Annotated in this window: 8 protein-coding genes; 5 read left to right on the top strand and 3 right to left on the bottom strand. The window is 64.1% G+C overall.

The genetic code is table 11. The annotated features are described in order from the left end of the window. The first annotated feature begins 26 nt into the window (after positions 1-26). Positions 27-3,455, top strand: a complete 3,429-nt coding sequence (locus LC062_RS06890; protein WP_224910286.1) for a DEAD/DEAH box helicase family protein — start codon at positions 27-29, stop codon at positions 3,453-3,455. Positions 3,456-3,656: 201 nt separating this feature from the next. Here the strand turns inward: LC062_RS06890 and LC062_RS06885 are convergent, their stop codons facing one another. Further along, a complete protein-coding gene (locus tag LC062_RS06885) occupies positions 3,657-4,871 on the bottom strand; it encodes an NAD(P)/FAD-dependent oxidoreductase (RefSeq protein ID WP_224910285.1) in 1,215 nt (404 codons plus the stop codon). A 77-nt stretch (positions 4,872-4,948) separates the two neighbouring features. Then, on the bottom strand, positions 4,949-6,433 hold the full coding sequence (locus tag LC062_RS06880) for an aminotransferase-like domain-containing protein (protein ID WP_224910284.1): 1,485 nt from the start codon (positions 6,431-6,433) through the stop codon (positions 4,949-4,951). A gap of 358 nt (positions 6,434-6,791) precedes the next feature. Here LC062_RS06880 and dctP point away from each other — a divergent pair, with 358 nt between their 5' ends. The 3 genes from dctP to LC062_RS06865 all read left to right on the top strand — a co-directional run bounded on the left by dctP (position 6,792) and on the right by LC062_RS06865 (position 9,821). After that, positions 6,792-7,805, top strand: a complete 1,014-nt coding sequence (gene dctP / locus LC062_RS06875) for a TRAP transporter substrate-binding protein DctP (protein ID WP_224910283.1) — start codon at positions 6,792-6,794, stop codon at positions 7,803-7,805. Between the two features lie 100 nt (positions 7,806-7,905). Next, positions 7,906-8,520: a TRAP transporter small permease gene (locus LC062_RS06870; RefSeq protein ID WP_224910282.1), complete on the top strand. Its 615-nt coding sequence runs from the start codon at positions 7,906-7,908 to the stop codon at positions 8,518-8,520. Next, on the top strand, positions 8,517-9,821 hold the full coding sequence (locus LC062_RS06865; RefSeq protein ID WP_224910281.1) for a TRAP transporter large permease: 1,305 nt from the start codon (positions 8,517-8,519) through the stop codon (positions 9,819-9,821). Before LC062_RS06870 ends, LC062_RS06865 begins: the two co-directional genes overlap by 4 nt. 152 nt (positions 9,822-9,973) lie before the next feature. Here the strand turns inward: LC062_RS06865 and LC062_RS21555 are convergent, their stop codons facing one another. After that, complete coding sequence (locus tag LC062_RS21555) at positions 9,974-10,204, bottom strand: IS3 family transposase (protein WP_404829691.1); 231 nt, start codon at positions 10,202-10,204, stop codon at positions 9,974-9,976. Positions 10,205-10,624: 420 nt separating this feature from the next. Between LC062_RS21555 and LC062_RS06855 the strand changes: the two genes are divergently transcribed. Next, positions 10,625-12,163, top strand: a complete 1,539-nt coding sequence (locus tag LC062_RS06855; protein WP_224910280.1) for an ABC transporter substrate-binding protein — start codon at positions 10,625-10,627, stop codon at positions 12,161-12,163. The last annotated feature ends 4 nt before the right edge of the window (positions 12,164-12,167 follow it).

The raw sequence follows: 12,167 nt of genomic DNA, 5'->3' as shown, positions 1-12,167 counted from the left end.
GTTGCTCGTTTTCGATCAGGTCCTGGATGTCCAATTTCGCTTTTCTGGATGCCGACTTTCCCGACATCCATGCCTCGGCGCTGCGCGCCGAAACGCTCAGCCTTGGCGACCCGCGCGCCAGCGCCTTCTATGCCCGGCGCACGCTGGAGATCGCCGTCAAATGGGCCTTCAAAAACGACGCTTCGCTGCGCTTTCCCTATCAGGACAACCTGTCCGCTCTGGTGCATGAGCCGAGCTTCAAGGCGGCGATGGGCGACGCCGTCTTCACCAAGGCAAAACTGATCATCCGCATCGGCAACCGCGCCGTGCACGAGGCGCGCGACATCCCCCAGCGCGATGCGCGGCAGGCGGTCAAGGAACTCTTCCACGTCTGCTACTGGCTGGCGCGCACCTATGCCCGCCATCAACCGCCGCCGGATCTCGCCTTTGACGAAAGGCACTTGTCGCGCAAGGACGACATCGTCCGCTCCGCCCTCACCCGCATCCAGGAGATGCAGAAGCAGCTTGAGGATCGCGACGAGAACCTTGCCAGGGTGCTGCGCGACACGGCATCGCTCGATGAGGAGCTGAAAGCGCGGCGCGCCGAGGTCGCCGAGCTGCGCAAGGCCAACGCGCAGCGGCCGGACACCCACGATTATTCCGAAGCCGAGACGCGGGATTATTTCATCGACCTGCTGCTGGCCGAGGCCGGCTGGAGGCTGGACAAGCCCGAGGACCGGGAGTTCGAAGTCACCGGCATGCCAAACGGCGGGGGCAAGGGCTATGCCGACTATGTGCTGTGGGGTGACGATGGCAAGCCGCTCGCCGTCATAGAGGCCAAGCGCACGAAGCGCGACGCCCGCGCCGGCCAGCAGCAGGCGAAGCTTTATGCCGACTGTCTTGAGGCGCGCTACGGCCAGCGGCCGGTGATCTTCTACACCAACGGCTACGAGCACTGGATCTGGGACGATGCGTTCTACCCGCCGCGCACCGTCTCCGGCTTCCTGAAGAAGGACGAGCTGCAACTCGCCATCCAGCGGCGCACCAGCCGCGCGTCGATCGCCGATGTGAAGCAGATCGACAGGTCCATCGCCGGCCGCTACTACCAGACCCGCGCCATCGCCTCGATCGGCCGCAGCTTCGAGAACGAGCGCCAACGCAAGGCGCTGCTCGTCATGGCGACGGGCTCGGGCAAGACGCGCACCGTCATCGCGCTCGCCGACCTCCTCATGCGCTGCAACTGGGCCAAGCGCATCCTGTTTCTGGCGGACCGCGTCGCGCTGGTGAACCAGGCCGTTGCCGCCTTCAAGACGCATCTGCCCTCGGCGGCGCCCGTCAATCTGGTCACGGAGAAGGCGACGCAGGGCCGGGTCTACGTCTCGACCTATCCGACGATGATGAACCTCATCGACCAGAAACGCGCCGAGGGGCGCATGTTCGGCCCCGGTCATTTCGATCTCGTCGTCATCGACGAGGCGCACCGCTCGGTCTACCAGCGCTACGGCGCCATCTTCGACTATTTCGACAGCCTGCTTGTCGGCCTCACCGCCACGCCGAAGGAGGAGATCGACCACAACACCTACGGGCTGTTCGGTCTTGAGGACGGGGTTCCGACCGACGCCTATCCGCTCGACAAGGCCGTGGAGGACGATTACCTGGTGCCGCCCGAGGCCGTCTCCGTGCCGCTGCGGTTTCTCCGTGAGGGCATTCGCTATGACGACCTGAGCGAGGCGGAAAAAGAGCAGTGGGACATGCTGGAATGGGACGAGGACGACGTCCCCGACAGCGTGAGTGCGGCGGCCGTCAACAAATGGCTGTTCAACGCCGACACGGTCGACAAGGTGCTGGCCCACGTCATGACCCACGGGCTGAAGGTCGAGGGCGGCGACCGGCTCGGCAAGACGATCATCTTCGCCAAGAACCAGGCCCATGCGGAGTTCATCGAAGAGCGCTTCAACGCGGCCTATCCGCAACTCGCCGGCCATTTCGCCCGCGTCATCACCTTCAAGACCGACTATGCCCAGAGCCTGATCGATGACTTCTCGACCAGGGACAAGGCGCCGCATATCGCCATCTCCGTCGACATGCTCGACACCGGCATCGACGTGCCGCAGGTGGTGAACCTCGTTCTGTTCAAGCTGATCCGCTCGAAAACCAAGTTCTGGCAGATCCTCGGCCGCGGAACGCGGCTCTGCCCCGATCTCTTCGGTCCGGGCCGGGACAAGGAGTGTTTCTACGTCTTCGACTTCTGCCAGAACCTGGAGTTCTTCGGCCAGAACCCGGCCGTGACCGACGGCGCTTCGGCGAAGTCGCTGAGCGAGCGCCTGTTCCAGGCCCGGTTCGACCTGGTGCGCGCCATCGACGAGAAGCAGGCGACGGATATCCGTTTCGAGATGGACGAGGATGGAGCCCCCTACCAAGGCGAGGGTGAGGAACGCGGGCGCGGGCCGCTCGACGAGAGGACGATCCGCGACGACGCGCTCGAATTCCTGATCGACTACGTCGCGCGCATGAACCTCGACAATTTCATCGTCCGCGCCAAACGCCGCGCCGTCGAGAAATACCAGAAGCGCGAGAGCTGGAACCAGCTCAGCGACGACAAGCGCGACGAGCTTCTGAACGATGTCGCCGGCCTGCCGACGGAAACGAAGCACGAGGCCGAGGAGAGCAAGCGCTTCGACCTGTTGATGTTCTCGCTGGAACTGGCGCTGCTGAAGGCCAGCCCCTCCTTCGACAGGTTGAAGAAACAGCTCGTCGAGATCGCCTCGGCGCTGGAGGAGCAGACGGCCATCCCGGCGATTGCCGCGCAAGCCGCGCTCATTCAGGAGATCCAGGGCGATCCGTGGTGGGACGGCGTCACCGTACCGCTTCTGGAGCTCGTGCGCCGACGCCTGCGCGACCTCGTCCCGCACATCGACAAGAAGCGCAAGGCGATCGTCTACTCGAATTTCGAGGACGAACTGGGCGTGGCCGGCGACGTGACGCTGCCGCAGGTCGGCGAGGTCGATTTCGTCAAGTTCAAACGCAAGGCCCGGCATTTTCTGCTGGAGCACGAGGACAATCTCGCGCTCCAGAAGCTCAGGCGCGGCAAGCCGCTCACGGCAACGGATCTCGACCAGCTCCAGGACATGCTCGTGACGGCCGGCGTCGGCGATGCGGACCTGATCGAGAAGGCGTCCACGGCCAGCAACGGCCTCGGCACGTTCATCCGCTCGCTGGTGGGGCTCGACCGCCAGGCGGTTCGCGGCGCCTTCTCCGCGTTCGTCGCAGATGCCGCCTCCACCCCGGAACAGATCGAGTTCATCGACATGATCGTCGACCACCTGACCGAAAAAGGCGTGATGGATCCGCAACTGCTCTACGAGAGCCCGTTCACGGATGTGGCACCGAGTGGACCGGAGCAGGTTTTCGACCTGACGCGGGCCGACGAACTGGTCGACGCGATCAACGAGATCAACCGCAGCGCGGCGGTGTAATCCGAAGCAGGCGGCCTCTGCGCCAACTCAGACGCTCAACCCCGCTCTATAAAGAGCGAGGCGGCGGCATGAGAAAGCGCGTGGAATGAGAACTTCGGCTTGCCATCTGCCTTGACGATGCCGGCACCGATCAGCAAGTGCAACGAAGAGCTTAAATTATGCCAGATCCTGTCCGATGATCAGGGAGCAGCTTCAGCGAAGTCAATTGGCCGGCGCGCGCCCGGCGACCAGATCGCGAACGATGCGGGCGGTGACGGGCGCCAGCGTCAGCCCCAGATGGCCATGGCCAAAAGCAAGGATCACGTCGGGCGCGCCCCGCACCGGACGAATGACCGGCACCGAATTTGGCATCGACGGGCGAAAGCCCAGCCAGCTCCGATCCGGCTTGCCCAGATCAGGGAAGAAGGTCCGCGCGCCCTCCTCCAACTGGGCAAACCGCCGCTCGTTCGCCGACGCGGCCAGATCGCCCAGTTCCACCAGCCCGGCAATACGCAAACGCCCTTGCATCGGCACCATGTAGAAGCCCCGGGAGGTGGGCGAGACGGGACGCGACAAGAGCGGCGTCGGCATATCGAACTCGATGTGGTAGCCGCGCTCCGTGTCGAGCGGCACCCGCTCGCCGGCCTGCGCCACAAGCGCCCTGGAATGCGCACCGGCCGCGATCACGACGCGGCGCGCGGTGATGGCCCCCTCGGGTGTGGTCACCCGCACGCCGGTGCTCTGGCGTTCCAGCCGTATGGCCCGCCGGGGCAGGATGCGCACGCCCGCTTGGGTGACCGCCACCGCGAGACGCCGCATCGCCTCACCCGGATCCGTCATACTCATCGCACCGGGAAACAGCACCGCGCCCCCCTCGAAGGGCGGCAACTGCGGCTCCAGCCGGCTCAACGCGTCGCTCGACAGCAACTCCTGCGCGATACCGTAAGTGCCACGCAACGTAATGTCCGCTTCCGCAGCCTTGAAATCGCGCATTGAGGTATAGGCGTAAACGCAGCCATTGTGGCGGAACAGATCCTCCGCCCCGATCTGCGCGGACAGTTCATGCCACCCTGCGGAGGCCTCGGCGAGCAGAGGCGCCAGCGCGGCGACGTTGCGGCGCATGGGCCCCGGCAGAGACTCATAGGCAAAACGCAGCAGCCAGGGAAACAGCGTGGGCAGCGCCGCCTTGCGCACCGAAAGCGGGGAAACACGGCTGAACAGCAGATCGGGCAGGTTTCGCAGCACCCCCGGCGTGCCGACCGGTATGATGGCATATTCGGCGATCGTACCGGCGTTGCCGTAAGAGGCGCCGGAGCCCGGCTCATTGGGCTCCAGCAAGGTCACCGCGCGCCCGTCATCCGCCAGCCGCAAGGCAATTGTCAGGCCAATGGCTCCGCCGCCGATCACCAGCACTTCCGTGTCCGACGCCCCTGCCATGGACATCCCTCCCGCTTTCAAAAAATCCTGAAAATCGCGCCCCCGAGCGCCCCGCCCTCACGGAAACTCTCGGCGGATCAGATCACCGGCTCGAGCAGGTGTCGGCCGTCCCGCAACACCTTGCGCAGGCGCGTCAGCGCCTCGCGCAGCTGCGCGCGCGAGCGCGCCGCGCCGACGTTGATCCGCACCGCATGCGGCACGGCATTGCGGCTGATGGCGAAAGCTTCGCCCGACAGCACACCGACACCGGCCAGTCCCGCCGCACGCACGAAGGCATTGGCATGCCACGGCTCCGGCAGATGCACCCAGGCGTGGGGCGCCTGCGGGTCCTGTACCAGATCGATCTCATGCAGCACGTCGCGAACCAGCGCCTGCCGCGCTTCGAACTCGCGCTTCTGCCCCTCCAGGATCCGCCCCACGTCCCCGTCCTCGATCATCCGTGCGGCGATCAGCGCCGTCAGCGGCCCAGTGCTCCAGCAATTGATGCGCAGCATCGCCGCGATCTCCCCGACCAAGGCAGACGGCGCCAGCACCGCACCGAAGCGCAGCCCTGGAGCGATGCTCTTGGAAAAGCTCCCCAGATGGATCGTGATGTCAGGATCGCTGGCTGCGAAAGCCTGGGGCGTATCGTCCTTTAGCGGCCGGTAGACATCGTCCTCAATCAGCAGAACGCCATGGCTCCGGGCGGTTTTGGCCAAGGCACGACGGCGGTCGCCGGCCAGCGTGACGGTGGTCGGATTATGCAGCGTCGGCACCAGAAACACCGCGCGCGGCGTCAGTTCCGCACAGGCACGAGCAAAGGCGTCGGGCCGCATGCCCTCACCGTCCATCTCCACCGGCTTCAGAACGAGGTCGAGCGACCGGCACAGTGCGCCGATGCCCTGATAGGTCACTGCGTCGGCGAGAATGACGTCGCCCGGTCGCGCGATTGCCGACAGCACGCAAGACAGTCCGTGCTGCGCGCCGTTGGTCACCAGCAGACGCTGAGGCGGCGCCTCACTCCCGATCTGCGTGGCGAGCCAGCCGGCGACCACCTCGCGCGCCCAGTCGGGGCCTTCCGGTTCGTGGAAATCCTGCAGCGCGGCGTAACGCGGGTCTTCCGGCAGGCGCGGCAAGAGCGCTCCCAGCGCTTCCAGATAGCCGGTCGTCGCCGGCCGGTTCACCGATAGGTCGATGTAGCCCTGCTCATCCAGCGGCGCGGATTTGAAACGCGCCGCCTCCCGCCCCTCGGCGATCATTGACCCCCGCCCCGGACGGCTCGTGACCAGGCCCCGCTCTTGCAGATCGGCAAAGGCGCGGGTGACCGTGGTCAGATTCACGCCCGCCTGACGCGCGATGTCACGTTGCGGCGGCAAACGTTCCCCGGCGACCAACTCGCCGCATGCGATCTTCGCGGCAATGGCGTTGGCAATCTGACGGTAGATCGGCGTCTCCGCGTCAGTGAACGCGGTCTTGTCGAACAGTGCGGACAGCAGCCCTCTCCTCTCTTCTCCGTCTTTTCGACCGGCACGCCCCTGTCTGGCCTTTCGACCGGTTTGCACCCGTTTGGCCGTTCGCCCCATCGCGTCGACGGACCCTTGCGCCGTCAGCCACGCCGCCAGGTGGTTCGCCCGTCTCGCCTTGCGCCTCTCACCGCTCGCGTGTCGCCCTCGACCGCCAGACCTTCCACTCCATGGCATAGCACCGCTTTTTGTCTGACGTAAATACCGGACAATAGCCAGACAAGCACGATATCTTACGCGACGCAATATCGGGTGCGCGCCAGATTCTTTCATAAAATCTCCTAAATCTCCGATTGACGGACCAAAAAAATCACTGATAGCGTTTGATTGATCGTTTTGTATGGTCACACAATCTTCGCTCACGGAGGCCGCGCCGCACTGGCGCGAAAGAGCGGGGCAATGCTGGAGGAGCACCCGAATGAGACATCACGCGAAAAAACTCGCCACCTATGCGATTGCCGCAGCGACCGCAGCGGTGCTGATGAGCGGCAGCGTTCAGGCGGAAACCCTGCGTCTGTCGACCCTGAAGAAGCCCGGCTCCGAGGGTGAGACGGCGGCGCTGCGCTTTGCCGATCTGGTCGAACAGGGCACCGAAGGGCGCATCAAGATCAAGGTCTATCCCGCCAGCCAGCTTGGCGACTGGACGGAGGTATACGAACAGGTCATTCAGGGCGCGGTCGACATGGCCATGCAGCCGCTGGCGACAAGCAGCGACAAGCGCCTCGCCATCACCTGGTTTCCCTATGCCTTCATCGACTACGACACAGCCCGGGAATCGCTGTCGCCCGGCGGCGCAGTCTTCTCCATCGTCAACGACGTTCTGGAACCGCAGGGCCTGACCCCACTGGGTGTGTTCGGCGCCGGCATGGGCGGCGCGGGCTTCGCCAAGCCGGTCGAGAACGTCAAGGACTTCGACGCCAAACATGACCTGAAGGTGCGGGTGTGGCCGGGCGGCATCACCCACCGGGTGCTGCTGGAGCGTCTGGGCTACAACACCGCGACGGTGCCCTGGGCGGAACTCTACACCGGCATGCAGACCGGCGTGGTCGACGGCCAGGTCGGCGGTACCGCGAACATGACGCTGGAATCCTTCGAGGACATCACCAGGACGTGGGTCCAGTACAACACCCACTTCGAGGGCGACTGGTTCATCGTCAATGCCAACACCTACGCGAACCTAGAGGAAGCGGATCGCAAGGTGCTGCTGGCGGCCGCGCAACAGGTCAGCGCCGAACGTTTCGAGGATGTCGCGGCGGCCGACGCCGCCGCCCTGGAGACAATGCGCGAGGTCGGCATCGACGTGGTCACCTTCGACAAGGCGGAGCTTGAGGAACTGGCCGCGATCGTGCGTCGCGACGTCTGGCCGGAGATCTCCGACGAACTCGGAGAGGAGACGTTCGACAAGCTGAAGGCTTCGCTCGGCGTGGAGTAATCCGAACACCATTCGGGAGACGGAGCGGATCGTCGCGGCCACCGCGCGATCCGCTTTTTGTCGCAGGGCAGTGACACGGCGATCGGGAGGACGCCCAGACATGCAGAACGAGACGGAAACGGAAACCGTAGCGGCGGGTGTCAGGGCCTCGCCGCTCGCCGCCGCGCCGGACACGGTGAACACCCCCCGCTTTCTGCGAGGCGGCGCGTTGACGGCATGGAACTGGACGCTGCGCGTGCAGCGGATCTTGCTCGTGGTTTGCGGCGCGGCACTCACACTGCTGATCGCCGTTCAGGTCTTCACCCGCTACGTGCTTGGCATCTCGATTTTCGGGATCGAGGAGCTGGCGAGTTTCGTCGCAGTCTATCTCTACTTCCTCGGTGCCAGCCACGGCGCCTGGGAACGTGGCCATATCTCGGCAAGCCTCGTGGACCTGGTGCTGCCCGTCGGTCGGGCCCGCCTAGCGCTCAGCGTTCTCGCCGGACTGATCACCGTGGTTCTTGCCGGCTGGATGTCACTGTGGGCCTGGCAGTACCTCGACTACACCATCGGCCGAGGCACCATGTCGCTTGAAACCGGCCTACCCATGGCTTGGGTCTACGCAATCAAACCGGTCGGCCTCAGCCTGATGACGCTTTACTTCGTGGTCGAGCTGCTGGAGCGGCTGCGCCGCCTGGTGCTGGGCCCCGCGACCGACGAGGAGGCTACGGCGTGAGCGACATCATTATTTACGATGCACTCCTATTGACCCTGCTTCTTGTCATTGGCGTGCCGGTGCCCTTCTGTTTCGCCGGCGCGGTTCTATTTCTCGTGCTGTTCGGCGATTTCGGCTCGGCCAGCTTTCTGGTCGGAGCGGGCTATTCGAAACTCTCCTCCATCGTGGTCATCGCCATTCCGCTCTACATTCTGGCCGGCAGCATCATGAGCCGCGGCGGGATCGCCGAACGGCTCGTGGATCTTGCCGACAGCCTCGTCGGCCGAATGCGCGGCGGGCTCGGCATCGTGGTGATCCTGGCAACGGCGGTGTTCGGCGCCATCTCCGGCATGGCCTCCTCGGCGGTGGCGGCAATCGGCACGATCATGATCCCGCGCATGGAGGCCCGAGGCTATGACCGGGGCTACGCCACGGCGCTGGTCTCGGCTTCGGCGGTGCTGGCGCTGCTGATCCCGCCGAGCGCCTCGATGATCCTGTTCGGCTGGGTCACCGGCACCTCGATCCTGGCAAGTTTTCTGGCGCCGGTGGTGCCGGGTCTTCTGTTGTGCGCACTGCTGGCGTTCTGGAATCGCGTGCTGACCCGGCGCATGCCGCTGGTGACGCCGCCATCGGTCGACGCCCGCCAGTTCGCGCGCGAAGTGGCCCGGCGCGGCCGCAGGGCCGGCATGGGCCTCGTGATGCCGGTCTTGATCCTGGGCTTCATCTATGGCGGGGTGACCACCCCCACCGAGGCTGCCGCCGTGGCGGTACTCTACGCCATTCCCGTGTCGATCTATCTCTATCGCGACATCGACTGGCGCGATCTGGCGGACGTGATCTGGCGCGCCGGGCGCACCACCGGCGTGCTGCTGCTGATGATCTTTTTCGCATCCATGCTGGGCCGGGTCTGGACGCTGGAAGACGTGCCGCAGCAGATTCTCGAAAGCTTCCTGGCGGTCAGCGAGAGCCCGATCATCCTGTTGCTGATGGCCAACATCTTCCTGATGATCGTCGGGATGTTCATGGAGGATGTCAGCGGCATCCTGCTGGCCGCCCCGCTGCTGCTTCCAGTGATGCAACAAGCAGGCGTCGATCAGGTACAATTCGCGGCGATCATCGCCACGAACCTCGGAATGGGGCTGATCACGCCGCCAACGGCGCCGATCCTCTATTTCGCCGGGCTGATCGGCAATGTGCCGCTCGCACGCATGCTTCTGCCAACGCTGGTGTTCGTCTTCCTGGCCTATCTGCCGGTGGTGCTGCTGACGACCTTCCTGCCAGCACTCTCTCTCACCCTGCCGCGCCTGATCCTCGGCGGATGAGCCTTGAGAGCGGCCCCCGTCAAGGTGTCCACCGGGCGGGGATGTTACGCTCTCCGCCCCTGCGAAAGGGGCGACCCGCCGGGGTGATCGACAGGTTTGAGAGCGCCGCAGTCTCGATCTGAATAGCCCCGAGTTTGGTGGACACCCTCGTGTTACATTTCCTGCTGCCGTTCGAACTCGACGGGTGACAGCATCCCGTTCCTGACGTGCTTGCGCTTCGGATTGTAGAACATCTCGATGTAGTCGAACTGGCGTGTCCCCCGTCTTTGGAGTCGCTTCCATCGATTTCCCAAGGCGAGGAAACGAAGATGATCCCTTGGGCAACATGGTGAAGAGTGAGCCAAGCTTGCACTCAGTCGCCTCTCCGAACTCCCGGATCGCATCGATACGCGCCATTCCCTGCCGGACAAGAACCTCAACCTACCGCAGCTCAGTAACAATTTCCTCTAGCTTATCGCGCTTGTTCGCCATTTCGAATCCTCCGTTTTCCTAACCATAACGGTGGACCCGCTCAGCGGAAGGTCAGGGGGATGGTGAAGCGCCAACGCGTCTTGCCAGGGACTGCTTCCATTCGATGAATGTGCGTGCGTGAAAAATCTACATGAGCGTGTAAATCGCGCGTAACTCTCGACGTTTTGCGGGGGGTATGAATAGGTTGGATCTAAGCTTCTGAAAAATAATAAAAAAATAACTCGTTCCGGAGGTGATAATTTGGCACGAGGTTTGCGTAGATGGGGAAAGCTGGCAATGTGCGGCCTCATTGGCACCGATGCCGGCCAGAACATCGATGGGAGGAAGCTAGGATGGTCAAACTGAAACGGATACTGTTTGCGTCGGCGACGGCTCTGGCCTTATCGCTCACCGCTGCGCAAGCGGCCGAGTTGCGGGTCGGGTTCACGCTGGATGCGCATACGCTGGACCCGGCCAATCACCGCAATCGCGAAACCGAGACCATTATCCGCAACATGTATGACGGCCTCCTGACCCGCGATGGGGAGATGAAGGTGGTGCCGGAAATCGCCGAAGCCTTCGTCATGGTGTCGCCGACGGTCTATGATTTCCGGATTCGGGAGGGCATTACCTTTCACGATGGCTCGCCGCTGACCGCCGAGGATGTTCGCTTTACCCTCGAACGACTGACGGCCGAAGGGGCAATGGGCGAGGGCCAGACCAGCCCGCGCAAGAGCCTGTTGGGGCCGTTACAGTCGGTTGAGGTGCGCGATGGCAACACGGTGCGCATTACCTTGTCCGAGCCCTGGCCGATCCTGCCGGCCATGTTGCCGTTTCAGGAAGTGGTCTCCAAGGCCTTCGTAGAAAAGGTCGGAACGCAAGGTCTGGCGACCCAGGTGAACGGCACCGGTCCGTTCAAGCTGGTTGCCTGGCGCAAGGGCGATGCCATCATCATGGAGCGCTTCGACGACTACTATGGCGGCGCCGCCTCCATTGAGCCGGTTGGCAAGGCCTGTGTCGACCGGGCGATCTTCAAGATCATTCCCGAATCCGCGTCTCGGGTGGCCGCGCTGCTCTCCGGCGACGTCGACATCATCAACGAGTTGCCGCCCTTCTCCGTCGAGCAGGTGAAGAACAACCCGGGCACGGATGTGATGACCGTCAACGGGACCCGGAGCTTCTTCATTGCCATGAACATGGAAGGGGAGCTGTTCGGCGATGCCAAGGTGCGCCGTGCCGCTGCTCATGCGATCGACAAGGATCTGATCATCGACCGGATTCTTGGCGGTAATGCCGCCCGGATCGAGGGCATCCTGTCGCCGGATGCCTTTGCCGCCAGCACCGACCTGCCGCGCTACGAGTACGATCCGGACAAGGCCCGGGCTCTGCTGGCCGAGGCCGGCTACCCGGACGGCATTGACGTGACCATGGATACGGTCGGGGCCTACAAGGATATCGCCGAGGCGGTTGCCTCCCTGCTGACCAAGGCGGGGATCCGCACCCGGGTCGCGGTGGGCGAGGGCGCGCAGATGACCCAGAAGTGGCGCACCAAGGGCGGTCCGAAGTCCGGCGACATGTATTTCACCTCCTGGGGCAACGGTTCGCTCGATCCGTTCGACATCTTCACCCCGACCCACCGCACCAATGACCGTGGCAACTCCGCCGGCTATGCCAATCCCGAACTGGATCGGCTGCTGGACGAGGCAGCGGTGGAGCTGGACACGGAAAAGCGGGCGGCGCTCTACCGCAAGGCCGAGCAGATGGTCAACGCCGACCTGCCTTATGTCTATCTCTGGGTGCCGCAGGACATCTACGGCGTTTCCAAGCGCCTGAAGGGATGGCGTCCGAGCGCGGACAGCCGCATCAACCTGCACGACGCTTGCGTCGACTGACCCA

Source organism: Stappia indica (assembly GCF_020177335.1).
In the GTDB taxonomy this organism is placed as follows: domain Bacteria; phylum Pseudomonadota; class Alphaproteobacteria; order Rhizobiales; family Stappiaceae; genus Stappia; species Stappia indica_B.
The sequence above is the reverse complement of the archived record's forward strand: the minus strand, read 5'-3'. Positions and strand labels throughout refer to the sequence as shown.

What these genes read in the sequence shown, in the direction of transcription:
- LC062_RS06885 (WP_224910285.1), bottom strand. Translation starts at nt 4,871, where the DNA reads ATGGCAGGGGCGTCGGACACGGAAGTGCTGGTGATCGGCGGCGGAGCC.
- LC062_RS06890 (WP_224910286.1), top strand. Translation starts at nt 27, where the DNA reads ATGTCCAATTTCGCTTTTCTGGATGCCGACTTTCCCGACATCCATGCC.
- dctP (WP_224910283.1), top strand. Translation starts at nt 6,792, where the DNA reads ATGAGACATCACGCGAAAAAACTCGCCACCTATGCGATTGCCGCAGCG.
- LC062_RS06880 (WP_224910284.1), bottom strand. Translation starts at nt 6,433, where the DNA reads ATGGGGCGAACGGCCAAACGGGTGCAAACCGGTCGAAAGGCCAGACAG.
- LC062_RS06870 (WP_224910282.1), top strand. Translation starts at nt 7,906, where the DNA reads ATGCAGAACGAGACGGAAACGGAAACCGTAGCGGCGGGTGTCAGGGCC.
- LC062_RS21555 (WP_404829691.1), bottom strand. Translation starts at nt 10,204, where the DNA reads ATGCGATCCGGGAGTTCGGAGAGGCGACTGAGTGCAAGCTTGGCTCAC.
- LC062_RS06855 (WP_224910280.1), top strand. Translation starts at nt 10,625, where the DNA reads ATGGTCAAACTGAAACGGATACTGTTTGCGTCGGCGACGGCTCTGGCC.